The following is a 25,968-nucleotide window of genomic DNA, read 5'->3' as shown; positions in this document are numbered from 1 at the left end:
TGGTTTCGGATTGGTTATGTCCTTCGTTCTATGAAAAAGCGTTTTCTCGCTCAGATTATCCTTTGGCTGGGCTGCGGTAGCCCGGTGCTGGCGCAGGTGCCCGCCCTAATTCCGGCCCCCCAGACCCTCGAAACCCGACCGGGTGCCTTTGTTATTACGCCCCAGACGCGGCTCAACATACTGACCCCGGTGGCCGGGGTGCGCCGGATGGTGCGCGACAACCTGCCCGGCGTGCCGCTTACCGATCAGCCCCGCGTCACGAAAGGGATTACGGTACGGCTGGCCCCTGTAGCGGGCGTCGGGCCCGAAGGGTACGACCTGACAGTGGCTCCCTCGGGTATTGTGCTGACGGCCCCGGCCGAAGCGGGTGTGTTCTACGGCCTCCAGACCCTGCGGCAACTGTTGCCGGTAGGGCTGGTAAAAGGGCAGTCGGTGCCGGCGTTGCATATCCGCGATCAGCCCCGCTTCGGCTGGCGCGGCCTGATGCTCGACGTGAGCCGGCATTTCTTCGACAAGGCTTTTGTGAAGCGCTTCATCGACCAGATGGCGCAGTATAAATTCAATGTGTTCCACTGGCACCTGTCCGACGATCAGGGGTGGCGGCTACAGCTCAACACCCTGCCCCGGCTCACCGATGTGGGCGCCTGGCGGGTGCCGCGCACGGGCCGTTGGTGGGACATCGAAAACCCCCAGCCGGGCGAGATGCCTACCTACGGGGGCTTCTACACGCAGGACGATATCCGCGAAATTGTGCGGTACGCGCAGGAGCGGCAGATTACGGTGGTGCCCGAGATCGACATGCCCGGCCACATCATGTCGGCCATTGTGGCGTATCCTAACCTGACCTGCGGCCGGCAGCAGCAGGTGGTGCCGCCCAACGGCAAGTTCTACAAGCTGCAGGACAACACGCTGAATCCCTGCTCTGATAGTACGTATCTGTTTGTCGACAAGGTGTTTTCAGAACTGGTGACGCTTTTTCCCGGCAAGTACATCCACGTGGGGGGCGACGAAGCTTACAAGGGTTTCTGGGAGCAGTGTGAAGCCTGCAAGCCGCTCATGAAAGCCAACAACCTGAAGTCGGTGGAAGAGCTGCAGAGCTACTTTATCAAGCGCGTCGAAAAGATTGTCCAGTCGAAGGGGAAGAAGCTCATTGGCTGGGACGAAATTCTGGAAGGCGGCCTGGCGCCCGATGCCACCGTGATGAGCTGGCGCGGCATGAAGGGTGGTATCGAAGCCGCCCGGCAGGGCCACCCGGTTATTATGACGCCTTTCCAGTTCTGCTACCTCGATCTCTACCAGGGCGATCCCGCGCTCGAACCCGACACCTACAACATGTGCCGCCTGTCGAGCTCCTACGCCTTCGAACCTGTGCCCGACAGTGTGGATACCCGGCTGATTCTGGGCGGACAGGGCAATCTTTGGACCGAATCGGTACCCAGTGCCCACCATGCTGAATACATGACCTGGCCGCGGGCGTTTGCCCTGGCCGAGGTGCTGTGGTCGCCCAAAGTAACCCGCGACTGGCCTGATTTTGTGAACCGGGTGGAGTCTCACTTCCGGCGCTTCGATAAACAGGGGGTCAACTACGCCCGTAGTATTTACAACCCCTATGTCAGCGTGGTAAAACGGCATCCCATGGGTATGCAGGAGGTGGTGTTGGGCCACGAGCTATCCGACGCCCTGCTCTATTACTCTACCGATAACACCCTGCCCGACAACCAGGCCACGCTCTATACGCAGCCGTTTCTGATGCCGAAGGGCGCGCAGCAGCTGAAAGTAGTGGCCTATCGCCGGGGGCAGCCCATTGGCCGGCAACTGACCATTTCGGTTGCCGAGCTCGAAAAACGGGTGCGGTAATGCGTCGATAACGGCTGACCAGCCTGGCTGGTCGGGTGGTTGTACAGGCTCGTGGGCGTTAGTGTTGCCCGCGGGCCTGTGCTGTTTGGGGCGTACCGGATAAGCGCTCTGGTCGCCAGTGGGTTGGCCTGATTGTTGGGCGGGGTGGTACGGTCGGGAAGTAAGTGAATTAGTCGAAAAAAGTAGATAAATTGGCTTATTCGAAGACCTTCGTACCAATCAACACAATCCTATGATTCGTAACTTGACAAACTATGGGCTGGGGCTGGCCCTGCTGGCCAGCCTGAGCGCCTGCCAGACTCCCGATGTGTCGTCGCCGGCCAGTACCGGCCAGCAGTCGGCCCGGGTGGCGAGTGCCTGGGCTCCCGTATTGACCGACGAGTTCAACGCGGGAGGTTCGCTCAGCAACTGGCAACTGGCCAACCGGGCCGATTACAATTCGAGCCGATGCATCTACACGCCGTCGGTTCCGGTTATCAGTAACCTGGACGGCAAATCCTGTCTGCTGCTGACGGCGACCAAAACGGCAACCGGTTTCCAGTCGGGGCTGTGCAAATCGCTGGTCAGTTTCAAGCCGGCCCGCAACGAAGAGTATCATACCTACGCCAGCATCAAACTGATCGCCATGGCCGGCACCACCTACCAGGGGTTTGCGGCAACCTATGGCGCGTGGCCGGCGTTCTGGACGGTTCAGGAAACCAACTGGCCCACCAAAGGCGAAATCGACATCATGGAAGGTTACTCCTACGGGGGCACCGCCCGCTTTGCCAGTAATCTGTTCTACGGCACCACTACCGGCAGCAACCTGCTGGGCACCTCGGCCGAGCGGCCCTACAGCCTGGGCGAGGGCTGGCATACCTACGAGCAGTACTGGAAAAACAGCAACGGTACGGTCAGCGTCACGATTGTAGTGGATGGGGCCACCGTGGCTACCTACACCAATGCCGTTAACACCAAACTGCGGCTGGAAAATTTTGGGCCGCACAACGTAATCCTGAACCTCAATGTGGGCTCGAACAACACCCTGTTCGATAATTCGAAAATCAATCTGCTCGACAGAACCATGATGTACGTCGATTATGTGAAAGTCGACAAGCGCACGCTGTAACGCGCACCCGAGGGGAGCGTGCGTCAGGTCCCGCTCCACTGGGTTTCAACGCCCGGTCTGGCTCTCTGTAGCCGGGCCGGGCGTTGGCGTGTCAGATCGTACCGAAGCGCTCGAACGCCTGCCGTTCCAGCGCTTCGCGGTGGTCGGGGTGGGCAATGTTGATGAGCGCCCTGGCCCGCTGCCGCAGGTTCTGGCCGTAGAGGTCGGCAATACCGTACTCCGTAACGATATAGTGGACGTGGGCGCGGGTGGTGGTTACGCCGGCCCCTTCTTTCAGAAACGGCACAATCTTGCTCAGGCCCTTGCTCGTCACCGAGGGCAGCGCAATGATAGGTTTGCCCCCTTCCGACAGCGAGGCTCCCCGCACAAAATCCATCTGGCCGCCCACGCCCGAATACTGGTAGGTGCCGATGGTGTCGGCGCAGACCTGCCCCGTCAGATCGACTTCGATGGCGCTGTTGATGGCGGTTACTTTCGGGTTGCGCCGGATGATGGCCGTATCGTTGGTATAGCTGGCGGGTTTCATGGCCACGCCGGGGTTGTCGTCGATAAAGTCGTATACGCGCTGACTGCCCATCACGAAGGCCGACACGATGCGGTAGGGCAGTACCGTTTTGTGTTCGCCCGTAATGACGCCCCGCTCCACGAGGTCGATTACCCCGTCGGAAAACATTTCGGTATGAATACCCAGGCCCTTGTGGTGAGTCAGCTCGGCCAGCGTAGCGTTGGGAATGCCACCGATGCCCAGCTGCAGGGTTGCCCCGTCTTCGACCAGACTGGCCACGTACTGCCCAATTTTGCGGTCTTCGGCGCTGATGGCGCCCGGCAGCACCTCGTACATAGGTTCGTCGACCTCGATGGCGGCATGCAGCATCGAGGCCGGTATCAGGCCGTCGCCGTGGGTACGCGGCACGCGGGGGTTGATCTGCGCAATGACGTACTTGGCCGACTGGATGGCCGCCAGCGACACATCGACCGACGGGCCGAGCGAGCAGTAGCCGTGGGCATCGGGGGGCGACACCTGAATCAGGGCCACATCGATGGGCAGTATGTTGCGCTTGAACAGCAGCGGTACCTCACTCAGAAACACCGGCACGTAGTCGCCGATGCCCTGGTTGAGCTGTTTGCGCATGTTGGCCCCGATAAAAAACGAGTTGGGCCGAAATACCCCCCGGTACTGCGCGTCGAGGTAGGGCAGTGGCCCCTCGGTATGGATGTGACAGATTTCTACGTCGCTCAGCTCGGGGGACCGCTGCATGAGGGCATCGATCAGCACATGGGGCGTCTGGGCAACGCTGTGAATAAACACCCGATTGCCCGACTGCACCGCCGAAACGGCCTGCCGGGGCGTGGTAATGGGAAGAATGGTAGCCATAGAACAATTGGTAAAGGCTGGTCCGGACCAATGGGCTGGCTCCGGACCAACCGGCCGCTAATTTGCTGCGGCTGCCCCATCGAACAGGGGAGCATAGTCAGCCGGCAGCGTGACTTTTATCTTTTGCCATTCGCCGTCGGTAATCATGGCGCTGAACAGGGTCATGAACGATCGGGTGTAGCGTTCGCCGGTGGCGGCATCGGTTCCCAGCTTATCGCCCACGCGCTGGTAAAATTCGGTGAGCGGAAAGCGCTGCCCCTGATCGCGGTCTTCGGGCGACAGTTCGCGGATGATGTCGAGCAGGGGGGCGGGCAGCTGCGCACCCAAATTATCGGCGGCATTGCCGGTCAGGTGTTCGGTCAGGGTGTGCAGAAAGGCCCGGGTGATGTCGATTACCTCGCTTTCCGACTGAACGCCGAGGGTTTCTTTGGCCTGGTGAATAAATTCAGGGTATTGCATAACGTTGGGTTGTGTTGATTTGACAGGTCAACCCGCCGTTTACGGAAGATGTTAGCCCGTGGCCCAAACTAGGGGCTTTTGTGCCCGCTAACTGGGCGCCCGATGGTCAGGGCGTGGGCCCGGCCGGGGCCGTGAGTAGCCGCTGAAACCAGTAGCCCGATTCCTTGACGAAACGCTGCTGGGTGCGATAGTCCACGTAGACCAGCCCGAAGCGGGGCCGGTACCCTTCGGCCCACTCAAAGTTGTCGAGGAACGTCCAGACGAAATAACCGGCAACCGGAATGCCCTCCTGCCGGGCCTGCAACACCTGCTGCAGGCAAGTCTCGTGGTAGGCAATCCGGGCCGGATCGTCGACCCGGCTCTGCTGAAGCCTGTCGTAGAAGGCCGCTCCGCTCTCGCTGATGTAGAGCTTGCGGATGCCTGCGTACTGCGAAAACTGCCGGATAATGCGGTACAGGCTTTCGGGATTGACCTCCCAGCCCATTTCGGTAATGGTCTGCACCCCCCGGCTCAGGGGCGACACGTCTTTGGCCCAGACGTAGGGCAGGAAGTAGGAATGCTCGACGACAGCCCGGAAATAGTGTTGCAGGCCGATAAAATCGAAGTCGAACACCAGCCGTTCGGTATCGCCGGGGTGGGCGTGTTTCTTCATGATCCCTCCCAGAAACGGCAGCTCATCGACGGGATAACCGAGCCCCAGCGCCGGTTCGATGTACAGCCGGTTCAGCAGGGCGTCGACGCGCCGGGCAGCCGCACGGTCGCGCGCCGACGTGGTGTGGGGGTCGACCGGGGAGCAGGAGAATGTGGTGCCAACCTGGGCGTCGGGCACGTTGCGCCGAACCACGCGCCCGCCTTCGGCCTGGGCCAGCGCCGTATGGTGAATAACGGGCAGCAGGGCCCGAATGCTGCGCCGTCCGGGGGCATGCTGCCCCGTAAAATAACCCAGCACCGACGAGGCCAGGGGCTCGTTAAGAATAATCCAGTTTTTGACCTTGTGACCAAACGCCCGGGTGCAGACATCGGCATAATCGGCAAACCAGTCGACCACGTTGCGGTTGGCCCAGCCGCCCAGGTTCTCGAGCGCCTGCGGCAGATCCCAGTGGTAGAGCGTGATCCAGGGCGTCAGGCCCAGGCTCAGACAGTGATCGATAAGCCGGTCGTAGAACGCCAGCCCGGGTTCGTTGACGTGACCGCCGTGCTGTGGGCCCAGGCCGTGGGGCAGCACCCGCGACCACGAAATCGAAAACCGAAAATGGTCGAGGCCCAGCGCTTTGTGGAGCCGCAGGTCGTCTTCGTAGCGATCGTAGAACTCGCAGGCACTGTCGGCATGCTCGCCGGTCTTGATTTTGCCTTTCTGGTGGCAGAACGTATCCCAGATGGACGGCCCGCGCCCGTCGCGATCGACGGCGCCTTCGATCTGATAGGCTGCCGTGGCCGTTCCCCAGACAAAGTCGGTCCCGAAAGCCGACCGGTTCAGTCCAGACCGGGTCACGCCAGACCGGGTCTGGCGTGACCCGGTCACATCAGGCTCATTCAATTCAGCACCGGAACCAGGAAGCGTATGATCGGCCAACATGAAGCGGAAAAATTCGGACAAAGGTAGGGGCAATGCGCCGGCCCGGGGTGGTTGGCTACATTATGGTTTCGTTAACGCAGCGAGGGTTACGCCCCCCGGCTCCGGCGCCTGTCGATCAGTGCGCCGTATGGCCGATTCGCGTAACCCTCCGTCAATTAATTCCTTCCGGGAAGCTTAGCCCCGGCGGCCACCGTAGTAGCCTCCGTTGTTATAACCGCGGCCGTTGTTGCCGGGGCGGGTGTTCTGCTGCTGGTAGGCAAAGAGCCGTTCGCGCTGCGAGCGCGTCAGCACCGACATCACTTCCTCGCGTTTGCGGAGCTGGGCGTCGCGGTAGCCCTGGGGTGTCATGCGCGACGTGGCAAACAGCCGGTCGTAGTTTTCTTCGATTCGGCGCAGCTGCTTCTCCTGCCGGCGCGACAGACCCACCAGGGCATCGAGCCGTTCGATTTTCAGCTCATCGCGGAAATCGTCGTTATACTGGCTGCGGGGGGCGTTGTAGCCCGGCCGGTTGTCGTAGGGGCGTTCATATACCCGCTGGGCAAAGGTGCTGCCCGTAGTCAGGGCAAAAAAAGCAAGGGCGGCTACGATTGTCTTTTTCATGGTCAGATTCACTTGCGTGTTGCGTTTAGTGGTTAACTGATCGTTAGAGACAAATCCGCCCGCTGCGTTTAACGCCCGTCTGGAAATAACGCCTGAACGCCCCGATAGGCGATTCGAATGCCCGGTATCGGGTGCTGAATCGGTCAGGCCGCCCGATCGGGTTCGGGCCGGGGGGCGGGCTGCCAGCGGGCCATGGCCTGGGCCAGCATACTGGCCACAATCAGCTGCAGGGCGTGGTAAAGCATGATGGGCAGCAGCACCACGCCGGCCGCGCTGGGCGGAAACAGTACCTTGGCCATCACGCTTCCCTGCACCAGCGACTTTTTGGAGCCGCAGAACAGGGCCGTTATGCGGTCTTCGCGCGAGAAGCGGAGCCAGCGGCTCACCACGGTCATCAGGCCCATCACGCCGAAAAAGAGCAGCAGCAGTCCACCGCCCAGCAGCACCAGATCGAGCGCCGAGTAATTGCGAAACAAATTAAGCGTAAACGACTCGCAGAAGGCCGTGTACACAATCATCAGAATGGTCAGCTGGTCGAGGTAGCGGAGCGGGGTTTTGTAACGGATGGCTACCCAGCCCAGCCGTTTGTTCAGCAGGATACCCAGCACCACCGGCACCAGTACCTGAATGGTAAGTTTCAGAATTACGCTTTCCAGATCATACTGGCCCTGCCCGCCACTGAGCAGCATGCTCATCCAGATAGGCGTAATGAACACGCCCAGCAAACTCGAGATACTGGCGTTAAAAATAGCCGCCGGCAGGTTGCCCCCCGCAATCGACACCATGACCACCGACGACGAGACGGTGGACGGCAGGGCGGCCACGAAGAAAATACCCGTCCAGAGCAGCGTACTATCGGGCGTCATCAGCAGGGCCCGCGCGCCCAGTACCAGCAGCGGAAACACCACAAAGGTGGTCAGGTGAATGAGCAGGTGCAGCCGGTAGTTGCGCAGGCCTGCTTTAAGCTGTACGAAATCGAGCCGCAGGCCGTAGAAAAAGAAGATCAGCGAGACGCCATAGGTCGACAGGGCCGACAGCGACAGGGGGCCTTCGAGCATGCCCGGTTCGGGCCAGAGCCGGGCCAGTCCGATCATGGCCAGCAGGGCCAGAATAAACCAATCGAGCCCGACGCGGGCCAGCAGCGCAGATAAAGACGTGTTTGCCATTGGCTACACAACTGCCCCCGACTCGTTTTCGTTTGCCGGTATGTCGTCAGCACTGGCCTGCCGCTACCGATCGCGCGGGTCGGTTTCGACGGTGGGTTTGGTGAAGGCCAGGGCCTCGCGGGTAGCCAGCAGCGGGCGGCCTACGCCGTCGATCAGTGTAAACGAGACCAGATAATCGGTGCCCTGGTCGAAGGTAAAGCCGCCCGAACACATGCCGTGGCCGATACCAACGCGCCCCTTTTCGGACTCCAGGTAAAACGTGGTGGTACGCCCAGTGGCCTGGCTGCGCACTTCGGCTCTGACCACAAACGCCGTATCGGCGGTGGGTACCGAGAGGGCAAAGTCGAAAAACACGTTCGTGGCGGGGCCGCAGCCGTACTGCACGAGCGTTTTTTTGCTTTCGTGGGGATAAGTAAGCCAGCTGACCGTTGCCGGTGGCCGGGTGGGCGCTAACACGGTGTACTGGTACGGTTCAGAACGGCGCAGCCGGCTGTTGTAGCGCACAGGCGCCTGATAGGGCTCGACGCCTTCGATAAGCAGGGTGTAGGTCTGACCGGGTTTGAGTGGCCGTTCGGGTTTAACCACGGCCTGCGTCAGGCGAAACTGCCCCTCGTGCAGGGCCTGCACCAGTAGCCGCACCCGCCCGGAGGCACTGACCAGATACACGGGGTATTTTTTGTTCAGCGCCCGGATAACGGGCTGACTGGCTTCGTAGCCCTCCAGAATCAGGATGCTGGTGGGGGCGAGGGTCGCGGTAGCGGGGAAGGCGCGGAGATCCGACATGGCGCACATCGCCCGGCTGAGCCCGGGGAACAGGAGCGCCGGCAGTAGCCAGCCAAGCAATCGTTTTGTCATGGTCTGTAGGGTTGTGGATAGGAGAGTTGATTAGCGGGGTGATTCCATAAGCCGGCCGGGCGCAACCACCCGCTGGTTGCGCCCGGCACCGGGGTTACATATTCCGGCGGTACTGCCCGCCCACGGTATACAGGGCGTTGGAGAGCTGCCCCAGCGAGCAGACTTTGGCGGCTTCCATCAGACTGGCAAAGAGGTTGCCACCCGTCAGGGCCGTTTGCTGCAGTTGCTGCAGGGCCTGTTCCGCATCGGAGCGGTGGTATTCCTGAAACAGGCGGCAGTTATCGACCTGCGCCCGCTTTTCGGCATCGGTCGAACGAATCACCTCGGCGGGCACCACGGTCGGCGAGCCGGCGGGGTCGAGGAAGGTGTTGACCCCCACAATGGGCAGATCGCCGTTGTGCTTCAGCGTTTCGTAGTACATCGATTCTTCCTGAATCTTGCTGCGCTGGTACATGCGCTCCATGGCACCCAGCACCCCCCCGCGTTCGTTGATGGCCAGAAACTCCTGATACACGGCTTCTTCGACCAGATCGGTCAGCTCTTCCACCACAAATGAACCCTGGAGCGGGTTCTCGTTTCTGGTCAGGCCAAACTCCCGGTTGATAATGAGCTGAATGGCCATGGCCCGCCGGACCGACTCTTCGGTGGGCGTGGTAATGGCTTCGTCGTAGGCGTTGGTGTGCAGCGAGTTGCAGTTGTCATACACGGCCAGCAGCGCCTGCAGCGTGGTGCGGATATCGTTAAAGCCGATTTCCTGCGCGTGGAGACTACGTCCCGAAGTCTGGATGTGGTACTTGAGCTTCTGCGACCGGTCGTTGGCCCCGTAGGTATGCTTCATGGCCTTGGCCCAGATCCGGCGCGCTACCCGGCCCATCACCGTGTACTCGGGGTCCATGCCGTTGGAGAAGAAAAACGACAGGTTGGGCGCAAAATCGTCGATGTGCATACCCCGGCTCAGGTAGTATTCCACAAACGTAAAGCCGTTGGCGAGCGTAAAGGCCAGCTGCGAAATGGGGTTGGCGCCCGCTTCGGCAATGTGGTAGCCCGAAATCGACACCGAATAAAAATTCTGCACCCGGTTGTCGGTGAAATACTGCTGGATGTCGCCCATCATGCGGAGGGCAAACTCGGTCGAGAAAATGCAGGTATTCTGGGCCTGATCTTCTTTCAGAATGTCGGCCTGTACCGTGCCGCGCACCCGCCGGAGGGTGTCGGCTTTGATCTGGGCATACACCTCGGCCGGCAGCACCCGGTCGCCAGTGGTACCCAGCAGGCCCAGGCCGAGCCCATTGTTGCCGTCGGGCAGCGGGCCGTGGTACTGCACCCGCGCGCCGGCCGGCCGGGCAATCTCGGGATGGGCCTCCAGCCATTTTTCACACTGCTGGTCGATGGCGGCATTCAGGAAAAAAGCCAGCAGCATGGGCGCCGGGCCGTTGATGGTCATCGACACCGATGTGGCCGGATCGCAGAGGTCGAAGCCCGAATACAGCTTCTTGGCGTCGTCGAGGGTGCAGACGCTGACGCCCGAGTTGCCCACCTTGCCGAAAATATCGGGGCGCAGGGCGGGGTCTTCGCCGTAGAGCGTCACGGAGTCGAAGGCGGTGGAGAGTCGTTTAGCGGGCTGCCCCTGCGACACGTAGTGGAACCGGCGATTGGTACGCTCGGGGCCACCCTCGCCGGCAAACATCCGGGTAGGGTCTTCGCCCGTGCGTTTGAGCGGAAACACGCCCGCCGTGTACGGAAATTCGCCCGGTACGTTTTCGGTCAGCAGCCAGGTCAGTATGTCGCCATCGTCGTGGTAACGGGGCAGGCTCACTTTCGGCACGCGCAGGTGCGACAGCGTTTCGGTGTAAAGGGGTTGCCGGATCACCTTGTCGCGCACCGTAAACTCGTAGAAATCGGCCGTGTAGCGGGCTTTGGTGGCCGGCCATTCGGCCAGCAGGGCGCGGCAGTCGGGGTGCAGGCGGTTCTGCAGCGCGGTCAGCAGGGCCTGGGCCGCGTCGCGGGCGGGACCATCGGGCAGCAGGGGCAGCGTACCGCCCACCTGGTAGCACTGCCGCGCCAGCAGACTCTGCTCCTGCACGAAGCGCCCGTAGCGCCGGCTCTCCTCAACCAGTTCGGCCAGGTAGCGCACCCGGTCGGGCGGAATAATGGCCAACACGGCGGCCGGCGCTCCGGATGTGGCCACCACGGCGGCCGGCGCTCCGGCGCCCGGCGTGACGACGCCCGGCACCCCGGCAGCGGGAACGAGGTCGAGCACGCCCACCAGCCGCTCGAACAGGGCATTCATGCCGGCATCGTTGAACTGGGCAGCCATAGTGCCCACAATGGGCAGGGCCTCGTCGGGCGTATCCCACTGATTGTGGTTGCGCCGGTACTGTTTCCGCACGTCGCGCAGTGCATCGAGCGACCCCCGCTTGTCGAATTTGTTGATGGCAATGACATCGGCAAAATCGAGCATGTCGATTTTTTCGAGCTGGGTGGCCGCGCCGTATTCGGCCGTCATCACATACAGCGTTTTGTCGGCGTGCTCGGTAATCTCGGTGTCCGACTGCCCGATGCCCGACGTTTCGACGATGATGAGGTCGAAGCGGGCCGCCTTGCAGATGTCGATGGCGTCCTGCACGTACCGGCTCAGGGCCAGATTTGACTGCCGCGTGGCCAGCGACCGCATGTAGACCCGGGCGGCTGCGCCCGGCATCGGCTGAATGGCGTTCATCCGGATCCGGTCGCCGAGCAGTGCCCCGCCCGTCTTGCGTTTCGATGGGTCGACCGAGATGATGGCCAGCCGCTGGTCGGGAAAATGACGCAGAAACCGCAGCACCAGCTCGTCGATCAGCGATGATTTACCGGCGCCCCCCGTACCCGTAATGCCCAGCACCGGTACGGGGTGGGTAGGGCGGGGGAGCCGCAGCTGCCGAAACCCGTCGGGGTCGTTTTCTGCCATCGTAATCAGCCGGGCTACGGTCTGGGGCGTGTCGGCGAGCTGGCTCAGGTCGGCCGGGTCGAGCGGAGGCAGCGCCACGTCGCACTGCCGCAGCAGATCGTCGATCATGCCCTGCAGGCCCATGGCCCGCCCATCGTCGGGCGAGTAGATGCGGGTAATGCCGTAGGCATGCAGTTCGTCGATTTCGCTCGGCAGAATAGTGCCGCCCCCGCCCCCGAAGAGTTTGATATGACCCGCGCCCCGCTCCTGCAGCAGGTCGTACATGTACTTGAAAAACTCCAGGTGGCCCCCCTGGTAGCTGGTAATGGCAATACCCTGTACGTCTTCCTGAATGGCGCAGTCGACAATCTCGGCCACCGAGCGGTTGTGGCCCAGGTGAATCACTTCGGCCCCCGACGCCTGCATCAGCCGGCGCATCAGGTTGATGGCCGCGTCGTGGCCGTCGAACAGAGAGGCCGCCGTAACGAGCCGGACGTTGTGGCGCAGTAATCGGCCGGTTTGCGAAGGCCGGGCGGGCGAAGGAACTGTCATAGGGTTAACGGAGGTTCTGGTCTTGTTGATGGATTCTCTGGAAATTGTACCAAAGTTACGCAAAAGCCCTGCGGCTCCCATACCGCACAAATACACGGCTGGCTGGTTTAGTAGGCGTGTGAAAAAAAATACGTCAATATGTTGTAAATATACAACAAAATGTTGTAGGTTTGCTCACATGAAAGGTGAGCGAATCTATAACCGGCTGGCGGTACTTCGGGGCGAGCGAGGGTTGTCGCGCAAGGAACTGGCCGACCGGGTGGGGGTGAATGTGCAGACGATCGGGTATCTGGAGCGGGGCGAATACAACCCCAGCCTCGATCTGGCCATGGACCTGAGCGCGGTATTCGGGCTACCCATCGAACTGGTGTTTTCGCGGCAGCCCCTACGCCCTCTGAGTGAAGAAATTGCCTTACTAAAACAACTAAAACCATGACTCGTACCCTCTCGCTTGCCCGGCGTCGTGTGGCCGTGCTGATTCAGCTGGGCAGCTGTCCGCTTCTGTATGTGCTTACGCAAACGGCGGGTCTGCCGGCGCAGCTGGCCGGTGCGCTGGGGCTGCTGCTGATTATGGCTTCATCGGCCTACCTGTACTACAAAACCGGCCTCTGGCAGTTTGGCAATGCGCCCGACGAGCAGGTCGATGAGCGGCAGGTGCAGGTGCGCAATCAGGCCTACCGCTACGCCTACATGGGACTTAGTCTGGTGGTGCTGCTGCTGGCCGGCTACGGGCTGATGGCCCTTGATCTGCACTGGCCACTGCCTTCGCTTGCGGGGTCGTATGATCTGGTATTCTGGGGAACCTGGGTGGTGGTGCTGGGGTTGCCCTCGGCCCTACTGGCCTGGACCGAACCCGATGTGTATGGTGCCGTTGACCCGCGCGATCTGATTGCCTGAAGACGGGCAGCCGCCCGCGTGGCGCTGGCGTTATTTTTTGAACGCCAGCGCTTTGATGGGCTGAATCCGGCTCACCACAATAGTGGGAATCCAGAGCACGAGCGCAATCAGCACCACAGCCGCTGCATTGAGGATCAGTATAGTTGGCCAGTCCCACGCAATCGGGACGTAGTGCATGAAGTAATTTTTCGGGTCGAGCGGAATCAGCCGGAAGCGGTCCTGTATGAAGCAGAGGCCCAGCCCAACAACGTTGCCGATGACGAGGCCGCGCACCACCATGTTGAGCCCCACGTAGAGAAATACCCGGCGGATCAGCGGGTTGTCGCCACCCAGCGTTTTCAGCAGCCCGATCATGGGGGTTCGCTCCATCATCAGTACGATCAGGACCGATACCATGTTGAACGAAGCGACAAAGGCGATCAGCACCAGCAAAATCACCATGTTGCGGTCGAGCAGCAGCATCCAGTCGAACAGCGGGCGGTACTGATCTTTGACCGATACCAGCCGCATGTCGGGGCTCATGCGGTCGAACACGGTTTCGCGCACCTGGTCGAGCTTGCTGAAATCACGCACGAAAATCTCGTAGCTCCCCACCGTATCGGGACCCCATTTGTTGAGCCGCTGAATCAGCCGGATATCGCCGATGGCGATGGTTTTATCGACCTCTTCGAGACCGGTTTCGTAAATCCCTACAATCGTCATTTTACGCGCCCGGGGTGGGTTGCCCAGAAAATACAGGGGCAGCGCATCGCCGGGCTTTACCCGCAACTGATCGGCCATGTACTGGCTGATCAGCAGCTGGGTAGAGCCGTTGCCGGTGTCGGCCCCGACGGTGGGCAGCGTGCCCGCCACCAGCGATTCGCGCAGCAGCGGCCAGTTGTAGTCGCGCCCGACACCTTTGAGCACCACGCCCGCCAGTTCGTCGGGTGTTTTCAGGATACCCGGCTTGGTAGCCACGGCCTGTATGTGCTGCACACCCGGCAGGCTCGTGCCCGCCCGGAACAGGGGCGAATTGAGGGGCAGCGAGGTGTCTTCGTAGGAGTGGTTGTTGGTAAACTTGCTCACCTGCAGGTGGGCGCCAAACAGAAAAATCTTTTGCTGAATGGTGCGCTGATAGCCGTAGAGTACGGCAAAGGCAATCAGCATAACGGCCAGCCCCAGCGCGATGCTGGCTACCCCGATCCGGGTTACTGTGGCCGAGAAGCTACCCATGGGCGCGTGGCGCACCCGACGGGCCAGAAACAGAGAAATAGTCAAGGTCGTGTCGTTAGTCGGTAATCGGGGGCGGCCTATGGGTTGGCGCTGCCCGCTGGCGAATACGTGTTCGTTCTACAAAGAAACCAGATCGGCGGCATAACGGCCATGGCGGCCCGAAAATCGTGTCGAAAGGTGCCGGCAGACAGGCCACTGGCGTTCGGCTTATATTTACCGGCACCGGGGCCAAAAGGGGAGTGGTGTGTGTTTAAATAGAGTCAGTGGCAGTGAAAAATAGCTATGTAACCTTCTTTTAATCTAGTTTGGTGGGCATGAATTGGCGAATAATACCTCTATTTTGATATTAATTGGTTTTTAATGATTCAGGATAATACATTTGATTTATAGGACAAATTCAACGTGGTACCAGCCGTTGGGTTTCTCTACCGCCCAGTACCTACTAATACCCCGCTACCGCCTATGCCCAACCCCCCGACTGTGTAAAAAAAAGGTCAACGATGGTACCAGCATCGTTGACCCAACCCGATTCCCGATCTGCGATTGCACCCCGTAACGGGGTGTCAGGAATGCCTTTGCCCCTTTCGATCAAGACAAAAACGTTTAAAGGTATGAAAAAATCAGTACCATATGCGAAGGCGTGGCTGCTCGTCGGCCGTGCGTTCGTACCGATTGCCCTGAGCCTCACGCTCGGGTCCGGCCTGGCCGCTGCCGCCAGCCGACCGTTGTTTCACCCCGATGCATCCCATGCCCTGCCCGTCGACATGACCATTTCGGGGCTGGTGACCGACGAAAAAGGGGAGGCCCTGCCCGGGGTCAACGTCGTTATCAAGGGCTCGAACCGGGGAGCTACCACCAATGCCCAGGGCCAGTTTTCGATTACCGTTCCCGACCCCGCTACCGTTCTGGTTTTTTCGTTTGTCGGGTACCGCTCGCAGGAGGTTCCGGCGGGCTCGGGCGCCCGGTTGTCGATCAAAATGATTTCAGACGATCAGTCGCTCGATGAAGTGGTAGTTGTCGGCTACGGCACCCAGTCGCGCGGCACCGTAACGGGGTCGGTAGCGGCCGTCAAAGCCGACGACATTGTCCGCACGCCGGCCGTAACCACGTCGAGTGCGCTGGTGGGGCGGGTAGCCGGTATCACGGCCCGCCAGACCGACGCCCGGCCGGGGGGCGGCACCAACATCCAGATCCGGAACATGGGCAGCCCCCTCTACGTCATCGACGGTATCGTGGCCGACGCGGGGCAGTTCAACAACCTGGGTATCGGCGATATCGAGAACATCTCGATTCTGAAAGACGGCTCGGCGGCTATCTACGGGCTGCGGGCTGCCAACGGCGTGGTGCTGGTAACGACCAAGCGGGGTAAGGCCGGCCAGAAACCGGCCATCAACCTGAACGGGTATTATGGCCTGCAGAACTTTACCCGCTACCCGCACCCGGCCAATGCCTACCAGCACGTGCGGGCGCTGGCCGAGTCGGACCAGAACCGGGGCATCCAGTCGAGCATCACGCCTGAAGAACTGGCCAAATGGCAGGCCGGTACCGAGAAGGGATACCAGAGCTACGATTACTACAAGATGGTGATGCGCCCCAACGTGCCCCAGGCTTACCTGAGTGGCAGCGTGTCGGGCGGCACCGACAACGTCACCTACTACGTGTCGGCAAGCCACCTGAGCCAGGATGCGCTGATTGAAGATTTTAAATTTAACCGGAGTAATTTCCAGGCAAACGTCGACGCCGGCCTGAGTAAGAAGCTTCGGATCGGTACCCAGATCAGCGGTCGCTTCGAAGACCGGCAGCAAACGGGCGTGCCGGGGCTCGACGATTACTTCAATCCGTTTCTGAGTATTTTCTCGATGTGGCCCACCGAGCGGCCCTACGCCAACGATAACCCCAAATACATTAACCAGACCCACAACGTCAATGTCAACCCGGCGACGTACAAGAAGGAAATCACGGGCTACATCAGCGAACTGTGGCGGGCGGTGAAGGCCAACTTCACGGCGCAGTATACGTTCGATTCTGGCCTGAGCCTGAAAGGAACCTACTCCTACAACTTCACCAACTTCGACTTCGACGGCTTCGAGTACACCTACGATGCCTACAACTACGATCCGAAGACTGACACCTACAACGTGGTGCCGGGGGGCGGCAACCAGAACCCGTGGCGCGAACGGCGCAAACGCAACATAGCCGACCGGTTCTGGCAGATGCAGGCCACTTACAACAAACAGTTCGGCGAACACGGGCTGTCGGGGGTGCTGGCCTACGAGCGCTACGATACCGACAACAAATACCTGGTGGTGCATACCGTGCCGCCCAACAACTACATTCCGCTGATGTCGTTTGCCAACCAGGATCTGCTGATCGACGAGTGGAACGTGACGGCGCGGGCGGGCTACATTGGACGGCTCAACTACAACTACAAGCAGCGCTACCTGGCCGAGGTGCTGGGCCGTTATGATGGGTCGTTTCTGTTTGCCCCCGGCCGCCGGTATGGGTTCTTCCCCGGCGTATCGCTGGGCTGGCGCCTGAGCGAGGAGCCCTTCTTCAAGCAGGCGGCCGGTTCGGTGATCAGTGAGCTGAAACTGCGGGCCAGCTACGGCCGCACCGGCAGCGACCTGATCAACGACAACTTTATCGTGTCGCCCTTCAGTTATCTGTCGGGCTACGATTACCTGCGCGGCAGTGCCATCTTCAACGGCAACTACGTGATCGGCGTGCAGCCCCGTGGTCTGCCCATCACCTCGCTCTCGTGGGTCAACAACGTATCGACCAACGTCGGGGTGGACTTTGGCCTGTTTGGCGGCAAGCTGTCGGGGCAGTTCGACGTGTTCGAGCGCAAACGGACGGGACTGCCGGCGGCTCAGTACGATGTGCTGCTGCCGAGCGAAGTAGGGTACTCGCTGCCCAACGCCAACCTCAACTCCGACGCCATCCGCGGCCTCGAAGGGGCCATCAGCTACTCGGGTAAGGTGGGCCGCGTCAACTACACCGTGGGTGCCAATGCCACACTGGCCCGGCTCCGGAGCCTGAGCGTGTACAAGCCCCGCTTCGGCAACTCGTTCGATGAGTACCGCAACTCGAGCGTCAACCGCTGGACGGGTATCAACTGGGGCTATCAGGTGGTGGGCCGTTTCCAGTCGCAGCAGGAAATCGACGCCTACACGGTCAACAACGACGGACAGGGCAACCGCACCCAGCTGCCCGGCGACCTGATCTACAAGGATGTCAACGGCGATGGCCTTATCACAAACCTCGACGAGCGGCCCATTGGCTACGCCGAAGGGGCCACGCCCTACGGCAACTACGCGTTCAACGGATCGCTTGAATACAAAGGCTTTACGGTGCGGGTCGATCTGGTCGGCGCGGGCCTGCAGACTTTCCGGCGCGAGGTGGAGCAGAAGATTCCATTCCAGAACAACGGTACGTCGCCCAACTACATTTTCGAAGACCGCTGGCACCGCGCCGACCCGTTCAATGCCGACAGCCCCTGGGTACCCGGCACTTACCCGGCCGTGCGTAAAGACAGCCCCAGCCACGTAAACTACAGCCGCCGGAGCGATTTCTGGGTGACCAACGTACGCTACCTGCGCGTGCGCAACCTGGAGGTAGGCTACAACCTGCCCAAGCCGTTCCTCAACCGGTTTGGCGTATCGGCCATGCGCGTCTACGTCAACGGTACCAACCTGCTATCGTTCGATAACCTCAAATCCATCGAAGTCGACCCCGAAATTTCGTCGAACGGTGCCCTGGTCTATCCGCCCCAGCGCCTGTTCAACGCGGGTTTTTCGCTTACATTCTAACGCCTGTCAACGCTCATGAAACGAACCCATACGCTCCTGCTGACAGGCCTGCTGGCGCTGTCTTTATCGAGCTGCCAAAAGGATTTTCTGGACCGGCAGCCCCCCAATATCATTGTCGACAGTCAGGTCTGGAACGACGGCAAACTGATTACAGGATTGCTGGCCAACTACTACGACCGGCTGCCGGCGCACACCCAGATCGATGCCGGCTGGGCCGATTTTACCGCCTACGACGAAGCCACCTGGTCGGGCAACGGCGATGGCACCAACAACCTGGTTTCGTACGGCTTCAGCCGGCTTCAGTACTGGGATTATGGCCTGATCCGCGACATCAATCTGGCGCTTGAAAACATTCAGCAGTATAGCACGGCGCTGACGCCGGCCCAGAAAGCGCAGTTTTCGGCAGAGTTTCGCTTTTTGCGGGCTTATGTGTACTTCGAGCTGGTGAAGCGGATGGGGGGCGTCCCCATCGTTACCAAACAGCTGGTGTACGACTTTGGGGGCGACCCCACCAAACTCCAGCAGCCGCGCAACAAGGAGTCGGAAGTGTACGACTTTGTGGTCAGCGAGCTCGATGCCATCAAGGCCGATCTGGGCAACGAAGGCAGCAACACCCGCGCCAACAAATACACGGCCATGGCGCTGAAGTGCCGCGCCATGCTCTACGCAGGCTCGATTGCCCGCTACAACGCCCGGCTGGGCGCTCCCATCCAGACAGGCGGGGGCGAGGTCGGTATTCCGGCCGAACGCGCGACCGACTACTACAAGAAAGCGCTCGAAGCCGCGCGGGAGGTGCTGGCCGGCCCCTACTCGCTCTACCGGGTCAACCCCAACCTGGGCGAAAACTTCTACGACGCCATCACCAAAAAGCTGAACAATGCGGAGGTGATCATGGCGAAGGATTTTCTGACGGCCAAAGACAAGCGGCATAACTTCAGCTACGATAATATTGCCCGCAACATCCGCGAAGACAATCTGTCGTCGTCGAACATCTCGCCGAGTCTGAACCTGGTCGAGGATTATGAGTACCTCGATGGTAGTTCGGGCGAACTGAAAACCCGCACCGCCGACGACAAGGACTACGTGTATTACGATAACCTGAGTGGTCCGTTTGCTAAGAAAGACGCCCGGCTCTACGGCACCGTGATCTATCCCGGCACCACGTTCAAAGGGCAGGAGGTACAGATTCAGGCGGGGGTTGCGGTCTGGAACGGCACCGGCTATCAGCTGGTGGAGGGGAACGCGCTGGGCACGACCTACACCGACGGCAAACTGCTGACCGGCTCGTCGGGGCCGCAGCGGTCGCAGACGGAGGTGTCGAACACCGGTTTTTACCTGCGCAAATACATCGATCCGGCTGCGCTGTCGAGTACGCGGGGCATTCGCAGCGACATGTGGTGGATCCGGTTCCGGCTGGGTGAGGTGCTGCTCAACGCGGCCGAAGCGGCTTTCGAGCAGGGGCTGACGGCCGAAGCGCTGACCTACGTGAACCGGGTGCGGGAGCGGGCCGGTTTCCCGGCCAACAGCCTGACCACCCTTACGCTGGAACGGCTGCAGAACGAACGGCGGGTCGAGCTGGCGTTTGAAGACCACCGCTACTGGGATCTGAAACGGTGGCGCATTGCCCACGAAATCTGGAACGGCAGCCCCAGCAGTCCCGATGCCGTGCAGTATGCCCTGTATCCGTACCGCGTGGTACGCCCCGGCGACAGCCGCGATGGCAAATACATTTTTGTGAAGCTGGTAGCACCCCGGTTTCGGGCGCCCCGGCTGTTTCAGCTGGCCAACTACTACTCGTTTATCGACCAGTCGGTGCTGAACAACAATCCTAAAATTGTCCGCAATCCTTTTCAGTAATCGTGTATGAAAGCGCTCCTGTACAGTTTGCTGGCCAGTACCCTGTTGCTGACCAGCTGCAAAAAAGATAATTACGATCCGCCGGCGTCGGTACTGACGGGGCGGGTGGTCTACGAAGGACAGCCGGTTGGTGTGCGCAGCAACGGCGTGCAGCTCGAGCTGTGGCAGCGGGGCTATCAGCTGTTCACCAAAATACCGGTGATGGTCGATCAGAACGGATCGTTTTCGGCCTCGCTCTTCGACGGCGATTACAAGCTGGTGCGGCTGCGCGGCAATGGCCCCTGGGTCGATAATACCGATACGATCAATGTGGCTGTGCGCGGCACCGTGCAGGTCGATGTACCGGTGCAGCCTTACTACGTGCTTCGCAACGAAACGTTTCAGAAGAGCGGTACGCTGCTCAACGCCAGTTGTCAGGTAGGGCAGGTTGCGGCCGGGAAAGCCGTCGAGTACGTAACGCTGCTGGTGGGCACCACGCAGTTTGTCGACGTGACCAATAACGCCGGCCGGCAGGACCGCAACGGCACGGCCGTGGCCGACCTGACCAGGCCCATCACGTTCTCGCTGACGACCCCGGCGGCCGTTACGAGCAAGGGGTACGCCTACGTCCGGATCGGGGTCAAAACCGTGGGCGTGGCCGAACTGCTCTACACACCCGTGCAGAAAATTACGCTCTAAAGGTCACCGCTGTTACAAACCGGTTGTTTCGGCCACCAACGTGGGCGGAGCAACCGGTTTCGGTTTACCGGCTCAAATCCACTTATTCCACTACTTTTGTGGTCATAAACCCTCGACTGGAATGACCACGGCCTTTTTTCATCGGATTTTGCTTGTTGCGCTGGGTGTGCTCAGTATGGCCTGTCAGGCCCAGACAACCCGGCAGACGACCAGTACCCCCACGCTGCAGACCGGTGCGCAGCAAACGGCACTCTACCTGCCCAGCCTGGCGGGTAAGCGGGTCGGTATGGTGGTCAACCACACCTCGCGGATCGGGCAGACCCACCTCGTCGACAGTCTGCTGGCGCTGGGGGTGCAGATCAAAACCATTTTTGCGCCCGAACACGGCTTTCGGGGCGAGGCTACCGACGGGGAGCACATTGCCAACGGCCGCGACCCCCGCACCGGGGTCATGATTGCTTCGCTCTACGGCAAAAACCGCAAGCCATCGCCGGCCCAGATGGATTCGCTCGATGTGCTGATCTTCGATATTCAGGATGTAGGCACGCGTTTCTATACCTACATCAGCACCATGCACTACGCGATGGAGGCCTGTGCTGAAGCCAAAAAGCCACTTATTGTGCTCGACCGGCCCAATCCCAACGGCCACTACATCGATGGTCCTGTGCTCGACCCGAAGTTCAAATCGTTTGTGGGTATGCACCCGATTCCGGTTGTGCACGGGCTTACCGTGGGCGAACTGGCCGGCATGATCAACGGCGAAGGCTGGCTTGGTGCCGGCAAAACCTGCCCCCTTACGGTGATTCCCGTCAAGAACTATACCCACCAGACCCCCTACGTGCTGCCCGTGCGGCCATCGCCCAACCTGCCCAACCAGCAGGCGGTACTGCTTTACCCGTCGCTCTGCTTTTTTGAAGGCACGGTAGTGAGCGTGGGACGCGGCACCGACAAACAGTTCCAGGTGATCGGGTCGCCCTACACCCAGTACGGCCCCTACACCTTTACACCCGTCGACAAGCCCGGCGCGGTGAACCCTCCGCTCGAAGGAAAGCTTTGCTACGGCCTCGACCTGTCGCAGGCCCCTATCTCCAGAAAAGCGATGATGCTCAATTACTTGATTGATTTTTACCGGCGCGCCACCGACAAAACGGCGTTTTTTCTGGCGGGGGGCGGCATCGACCGACTGGCCGGCACCGATCAGCTGCGGCTGCAACTGGTGGCCGGTGTGTCGGAGTCGGCCATCCGTAAAAGCTGGGAGCCCGGTCTGACAGCGTATCGAACGATGCGGCAGAAATACCTGCTGTACAAATAAAGGAGCAAACCGGAGCGTATAGGAGTGGCGGGTGCGTGCAACTAGTTTGTAATGACTTTATTTCGTGTTTTTTTGAGTGGGCTGGGCCTGCTGCTGCTTGGCAAAGGGCCGGCTATTGGGCAGCGTATTGCCAATCTGTACGTCGCGCAGACGCCCGCTAAGCTTGCCCTCATCCCGCGCGACCCGGCCACCGGGCTGGGGCAGGTCGGTGTCACGCTGTTCAACTACAGTGTGGCGTCCCAACTGTCGATGCTGGTTTACTGCGATGGCAAACCCTATGCCTATACCCGCGATACGAGCAGGCAGGTAGTAGTGCGGCTCAATGCTCCGCTGAAAGCGCAGCTCTGTCAGTACCGGCTGGCCGTGTTTGCCCACACCGGCAAAACCGATTCCACGCTCGTGCATGCCGTCGACAGTCTGGTTTGTGGCGATGTGTACGTGATTGCGGGGCAGTCGAATGCGGTCGGGCGGTTCGACCAGAATGCCTACCGAAGCCCGTATGCCCGTACCCTTGGCCGCAACCTGGGCAACGTACCCAATAATTACGATTCGACCTGGTACCTGTCGAACACGGGCGAAGGGCAGAACAGCCTCTGGGGAATCGAACTGCAGCGCTACATCGAGCAAAACCACGGTATTCCCACGGCGGTTATCAACGGTGCCGTAGGCTCCACCGATCTGCTGGCCAACCTGCCCGGCCCCGCCAACTATATCTACGACAACATTCGCTGGCGCCTGCAGAAAGGAAACCTGGCCGATAAAGCCTTTACCATGATCTGGCGGCAGGGAGAGGCCGAAGCCAGCAACAATACCGACACGTACCCGACCCTCTACGAGCGGCTGCTGTCGACCTGGCGACGCGACTACCCGAAGATGGCCCGCGTGTACATGCCGCAACTCAACATCCTGACCGATGTGGCCAACAATGCGGGCAGTATCCGGGAGTTTCAGCGCCGGATCGGCGAGATATACGCCAACCACGTTACGCTGGCTACCATCGGCCTGCCTGGCTACCAGGGGCTGCATTACAGCGAAGCTGGCTACCGGCAATTTGGCCTCGAACTCTACCGGCTCATCGCCCGCGACAACTACCGGTCGGCCGATACCAGCAACATCAGTTCGCCCAATCTGCGCCGGCTGTTTTACAGCAAACCCGACTACAGCGAGCTAACGCTGGAGTTCGAACCGGGGCAGGAGCTGCGCTGGCAGGCCGATACGCTCGTCACCAATCCGGCCAATAACAACACCTACAGCCGGCGCATGACCGATTTTATCTACACCGATTTTCCAACCGGCGAGTCGGGTGTGGTGCAGTCGGGCGTGGCGCAGGGCAACCGCGTGGTGCTGACCCTGAGCCGGCCCGTTGTGGCCCGCACGCTGACGTACCTGCCCTCGTCGTACAAAGACAACGAACTTGGCTACTACGCCGGCCCGACGCTTAAAAATCGGCGCGGCATGCGGGCGCTGTCGTTTCATCAGGTGCCGATTACGGCTCCGCTGCCGGTAGCCACCGACCTGCGGGCGGTGCCGCTCGATACAACGGCGATCCGGCTGAGCTGGAATCAGCCCATCAGCGGAGTCGAAGGCTGGCTCGTCGAACGGGCCGACTCGGGTGGCGTATTCCGGACGATCGCGAGCGTATCGCCACTGGCCAGCAACTACGACGATCGGCGCCGGCCCGGTACGGCCGATTCGCTGCGCATTGGCCGCGTGTATCGCTACCGGATTCGGGCCATCAGCAAAAACGCCGAAGCCGCTTATTCGCCCGAGGTGTCGGCGTCGCTGCAGGTGGTGCTGGCCATTAAGCCCGGGCAGATACTGCCCACCGGCGAGCCCGATGGCAACTACACCAGTGCCCTGCTGTATCCGAATCCGGCCAGCGACCTTACCTGGGTACGGATGCCGCCCGAATGGGCGGGGGGGGCGGTACTGTTTACGCTGACCAACAGTGCCGGCGTGGTGGTGATGATGCAGACGCGCACGGTGCGGGCGGGCACGGCCCGACTGCCTGTTTCGGTGGCGTCGCTGCCCACAGGCAGCTACGTGCTGACCATCCGGATCGGTACGGGTGTACTGCGTGAGCGGCTGGTGATCGCCCGATGAGTGGCCGTTTGGGGGTGCGCGTATAGAAAAATGCCCTACCTTTGCATTTTAGAGACCAATCCATGGCCACCGAACAGATTCTGATTCTGGATTTCGGTTCGCAGTACACCCAACTCATTGCCCGCAGGGTACGCGAACTCAATGTCTACTGCGAAATCCATCCCTACAACAACCTGCCGACCATCAGCCCCGATGTTAAAGGAGTAATCCTGTCGGGGAGCCCGTCGTCGGTGCGCGATGCCGATGCACCTGACCTGCATCTGGCAGCCTTTCGCAACAAACTGCCCCTGCTGGGGGTCTGCTACGGCGCTCAGCTGCTGGCACACACCAGCGGTGGCGAAGTGCAGCCCTCGTCGATTCGGGAGTATGGCCGGGCCCGGCTCGGCACCGTCGACGGCAGCAGCCCGCTCATGCGCGGCCTCGACCAGCACTCGCAGGTCTGGATGTCGCACGGCGATACCATCACGAGCATTCCCGAGTCGTTTCATATCATTGCCTCGACCGAGTCGGTGCGGGTAGCTGCGTTCCAGATCGAGGGCGAGCCTACTTACGGCATTCAGTTTCACCCCGAAGTAACGCATTCGCTGCAGGGTAAGGAACTGCTCAAAAACTTCGTGGTCGACATTTGCGGCTGCTCGCAGAACTGGACCGCCGAGTCGTTCGTCGAATCGACCATTGCCCAGCTGCAAACCAAACTGGGCGACGATAAAGTGGTGCTGGGACTGTCGGGTGGTGTCGATTCGTCGGTGGCCGCCATGCTCATTCACCGGGCCATCGGCAAAAACCTGTACTGCGTTTTCGTCGACAACGGACTGCTGCGTAAAGATGAGTTCGAGAGTGTACTGGCGTCGTATGAGTCGTTGGGTCTCAACGTGAAAGGGGTCGATGCCAAAGAGCAGTTCTACACCGCACTGGCCGGCCTGACCGATCCGGAAGCCAAACGCAAAGCCATCGGCAAAACCTTTATCGACGTGTTCGACCACGAAGCGCACCTGATCGAAGGGGTGTCGTGGCTGGGGCAGGGTACGATCTACCCCGACGTGATCGAGTCGGTATCGGTAAAAGGGCCATCGGCGACTATCAAATCGCACCATAACGTAGGCGGCCTGCCCGATTTCATGAAACTGAAAGTGGTAGAGCCCCTCAATACGCTCTTTAAAGATGAGGTTCGGCTGGTTGGGCGCACGCTCGGTTTGCCCGAAGCCATTCTGGGCCGGCACCCCTTCCCCGGTCCGGGGCTGGCCATCCGGATTCTGGGCGACATTACACCCGAGAAAGTCGCCATTCTGCAGCAGGTCGATGCGCTGTTCATCGACGGGCTGAAACGCGACGGTCTGTACGACAAAGTCTGGCAGGCGGGCGCCATGCTGCTGCCCGTGCAGTCGGTTGGCGTCATGGGCGATGAGCGGACCTACGAACGCGTAGTGGCCCTGCGCGCCGTTACGAGCATCGATGGCATGACCGCCGACTGGGCGCACCTGCCCTACGAGTTTCTGGCCAACGTTTCCAACGACATCATTAACCGGGTCAAGGGCGTCAACCGCGTCGTGTACGACATCTCGTCGAAACCCCCCGCTACCATCGAGTGGGAATAACTGTCTTGTTTATACAGCAGGGCCTCCGCAA

At 60.6% G+C, this 25,968-nt stretch carries 18 protein-coding genes; 10 read left to right on the top strand and 8 right to left on the bottom strand.

Annotated features, from left to right (window positions below; genetic code table 11):
• The first annotated feature begins 30 nt into the window (after positions 1-30).
• Positions 31-1,857, top strand: a complete 1,827-nt coding sequence (locus ACYVAC_RS01595) for a beta-N-acetylhexosaminidase (RefSeq protein ID WP_461095794.1) — start codon at positions 31-33, stop codon at positions 1,855-1,857.
• Positions 1,858-2,089: 232 nt separating this feature from the next.
• Positions 2,090-2,965 (top strand): glycoside hydrolase family 16 protein, encoded by an 876-nt coding sequence (locus tag ACYVAC_RS01590; protein ID WP_461095793.1) that lies wholly within the window; start codon positions 2,090-2,092, stop codon positions 2,963-2,965.
• Positions 2,966-3,056: 91 nt separating this feature from the next.
• On the opposite strand, the gene ACYVAC_RS01585 is transcribed toward ACYVAC_RS01590, so the two are convergent.
• The 7 genes from ACYVAC_RS01585 to ACYVAC_RS01555 form a co-directional block, all read right to left on the bottom strand.
• Positions 3,057-4,340, bottom strand: a complete 1,284-nt coding sequence (locus tag ACYVAC_RS01585) for an acetyl-CoA hydrolase/transferase family protein (protein ID WP_461095792.1) — start codon at positions 4,338-4,340, stop codon at positions 3,057-3,059.
• Positions 4,341-4,397: 57 nt separating this feature from the next.
• Positions 4,398-4,799 (bottom strand): DUF2267 domain-containing protein, encoded by a 402-nt coding sequence (locus ACYVAC_RS01580; protein ID WP_461095791.1) that lies wholly within the window; start codon positions 4,797-4,799, stop codon positions 4,398-4,400.
• A 106-nt stretch (positions 4,800-4,905) separates the two neighbouring features.
• On the bottom strand, positions 4,906-6,291 hold the full coding sequence (locus ACYVAC_RS01575; RefSeq protein ID WP_461095790.1) for a GH1 family beta-glucosidase: 1,386 nt from the start codon (positions 6,289-6,291) through the stop codon (positions 4,906-4,908).
• A gap of 258 nt (positions 6,292-6,549) precedes the next feature.
• Positions 6,550-6,975: a hypothetical protein gene (locus tag ACYVAC_RS01570; RefSeq protein WP_461095789.1), complete on the bottom strand. Its 426-nt coding sequence runs from the start codon at positions 6,973-6,975 to the stop codon at positions 6,550-6,552.
• A gap of 143 nt (positions 6,976-7,118) precedes the next feature.
• A complete protein-coding gene (locus ACYVAC_RS01565; RefSeq protein WP_461095788.1) occupies positions 7,119-8,141 on the bottom strand; it encodes a bile acid:sodium symporter family protein in 1,023 nt (340 codons plus the stop codon).
• 63 nt (positions 8,142-8,204) lie between these two features.
• On the bottom strand, positions 8,205-8,996 hold the full coding sequence (locus ACYVAC_RS01560; protein WP_461095787.1) for a hypothetical protein: 792 nt from the start codon (positions 8,994-8,996) through the stop codon (positions 8,205-8,207).
• Between the two features lie 94 nt (positions 8,997-9,090).
• Entirely contained in the window at positions 9,091-12,474 is a 3,384-nt protein-coding gene (locus ACYVAC_RS01555) for a methylmalonyl-CoA mutase family protein (RefSeq protein ID WP_461095786.1), read from the bottom strand.
• A gap of 178 nt (positions 12,475-12,652) precedes the next feature.
• Here ACYVAC_RS01555 and ACYVAC_RS01550 point away from each other — a divergent pair, with 178 nt between their 5' ends.
• Positions 12,653-12,910, top strand: coding sequence for a helix-turn-helix transcriptional regulator (locus ACYVAC_RS01550; protein WP_461095785.1), 258 nt, complete (start codon positions 12,653-12,655; stop codon positions 12,908-12,910).
• Complete coding sequence (locus ACYVAC_RS01545) at positions 12,907-13,371, top strand: hypothetical protein (protein WP_461095784.1); 465 nt, start codon at positions 12,907-12,909, stop codon at positions 13,369-13,371. The genes ACYVAC_RS01550 and ACYVAC_RS01545 overlap by 4 nt, the downstream gene beginning before the upstream one ends.
• Before the next feature lie 30 nt (positions 13,372-13,401).
• Here the strand turns inward: ACYVAC_RS01545 and ACYVAC_RS01540 are convergent, their stop codons facing one another.
• Positions 13,402-14,583, bottom strand: coding sequence for an ABC transporter permease (locus ACYVAC_RS01540; RefSeq protein ID WP_461095960.1), 1,182 nt, complete (start codon positions 14,581-14,583; stop codon positions 13,402-13,404).
• Between the two features lie 611 nt (positions 14,584-15,194).
• Between ACYVAC_RS01540 and ACYVAC_RS01535 the strand changes: the two genes are divergently transcribed.
• The 6 genes from ACYVAC_RS01535 (at position 15,195) to guaA (ending at position 25,937) form a co-directional block, all read left to right on the top strand.
• The gene (locus ACYVAC_RS01535; protein WP_461095783.1) at positions 15,195-18,392 is read left to right on the top strand and encodes a SusC/RagA family TonB-linked outer membrane protein; all 3,198 of its coding nucleotides are present in this window, start codon (positions 15,195-15,197) and stop codon (positions 18,390-18,392) included.
• Positions 18,393-18,407: 15 nt separating this feature from the next.
• Positions 18,408-20,249, top strand: a complete 1,842-nt coding sequence (locus ACYVAC_RS01530; RefSeq protein WP_461095782.1) for a RagB/SusD family nutrient uptake outer membrane protein — start codon at positions 18,408-18,410, stop codon at positions 20,247-20,249.
• Positions 20,250-20,255: 6 nt separating this feature from the next.
• Positions 20,256-20,927 (top strand): DUF3823 domain-containing protein, encoded by a 672-nt coding sequence (locus tag ACYVAC_RS01525; protein ID WP_461095781.1) that lies wholly within the window; start codon positions 20,256-20,258, stop codon positions 20,925-20,927.
• Between the two features lie 121 nt (positions 20,928-21,048).
• The gene (locus ACYVAC_RS01520) at positions 21,049-22,239 is read left to right on the top strand and encodes an exo-beta-N-acetylmuramidase NamZ family protein (protein WP_461095780.1); all 1,191 of its coding nucleotides are present in this window, start codon (positions 21,049-21,051) and stop codon (positions 22,237-22,239) included.
• Positions 22,240-22,290: 51 nt separating this feature from the next.
• Positions 22,291-24,342, top strand: coding sequence for a sialate O-acetylesterase (locus tag ACYVAC_RS01515; RefSeq protein ID WP_461095779.1), 2,052 nt, complete (start codon positions 22,291-22,293; stop codon positions 24,340-24,342).
• Between the two features lie 62 nt (positions 24,343-24,404).
• Complete coding sequence (gene guaA, locus ACYVAC_RS01510; protein ID WP_461095778.1) at positions 24,405-25,937, top strand: glutamine-hydrolyzing GMP synthase; 1,533 nt, start codon at positions 24,405-24,407, stop codon at positions 25,935-25,937.
• Positions 25,938-25,968 lie beyond the last annotated feature (31 nt).

The sequence above is a fragment of the Spirosoma luteolum genome (assembly GCF_054778875.1).
Note: the sequence above shows the minus strand (reverse complement) of the source record. Positions and strands in the feature narration are given on the sequence as shown.

Bases quoted from the DNA above. Each gene is read 5' to 3' on its own strand.
- ACYVAC_RS01590 (WP_461095793.1), top strand. From the start codon at position 2,090: ATGATTCGTAACTTGACAAACTATGGGCTGGGGCTGGCCCTGCTGGCC.
- ACYVAC_RS01560 (WP_461095787.1), bottom strand. From the start codon at position 8,996: ATGACAAAACGATTGCTTGGCTGGCTACTGCCGGCGCTCCTGTTCCCC.
- ACYVAC_RS01555 (WP_461095786.1), bottom strand. From the start codon at position 12,474: ATGACAGTTCCTTCGCCCGCCCGGCCTTCGCAAACCGGCCGATTACTG.
- ACYVAC_RS01540 (WP_461095960.1), bottom strand. From the start codon at position 14,583: ATGGGTAGCTTCTCGGCCACAGTAACCCGGATCGGGGTAGCCAGCATC.
- ACYVAC_RS01535 (WP_461095783.1), top strand. From the start codon at position 15,195: ATGAAAAAATCAGTACCATATGCGAAGGCGTGGCTGCTCGTCGGCCGT.
- ACYVAC_RS01530 (WP_461095782.1), top strand. From the start codon at position 18,408: ATGAAACGAACCCATACGCTCCTGCTGACAGGCCTGCTGGCGCTGTCT.
- guaA (WP_461095778.1), top strand. From the start codon at position 24,405: ATGGCCACCGAACAGATTCTGATTCTGGATTTCGGTTCGCAGTACACC.
- ACYVAC_RS01550 (WP_461095785.1), top strand. From the start codon at position 12,653: ATGAAAGGTGAGCGAATCTATAACCGGCTGGCGGTACTTCGGGGCGAG.
- ACYVAC_RS01595 (WP_461095794.1), top strand. From the start codon at position 31: ATGAAAAAGCGTTTTCTCGCTCAGATTATCCTTTGGCTGGGCTGCGGT.
- ACYVAC_RS01565 (WP_461095788.1), bottom strand. From the start codon at position 8,141: ATGGCAAACACGTCTTTATCTGCGCTGCTGGCCCGCGTCGGGCTCGAT.
- ACYVAC_RS01545 (WP_461095784.1), top strand. From the start codon at position 12,907: ATGACTCGTACCCTCTCGCTTGCCCGGCGTCGTGTGGCCGTGCTGATT.
- ACYVAC_RS01515 (WP_461095779.1), top strand. From the start codon at position 22,291: ATGACTTTATTTCGTGTTTTTTTGAGTGGGCTGGGCCTGCTGCTGCTT.
- ACYVAC_RS01570 (WP_461095789.1), bottom strand. From the start codon at position 6,975: ATGAAAAAGACAATCGTAGCCGCCCTTGCTTTTTTTGCCCTGACTACG.
- ACYVAC_RS01585 (WP_461095792.1), bottom strand. From the start codon at position 4,340: ATGGCTACCATTCTTCCCATTACCACGCCCCGGCAGGCCGTTTCGGCG.
- ACYVAC_RS01580 (WP_461095791.1), bottom strand. From the start codon at position 4,799: ATGCAATACCCTGAATTTATTCACCAGGCCAAAGAAACCCTCGGCGTT.
- ACYVAC_RS01525 (WP_461095781.1), top strand. From the start codon at position 20,256: ATGAAAGCGCTCCTGTACAGTTTGCTGGCCAGTACCCTGTTGCTGACC.
- ACYVAC_RS01520 (WP_461095780.1), top strand. From the start codon at position 21,049: ATGACCACGGCCTTTTTTCATCGGATTTTGCTTGTTGCGCTGGGTGTG.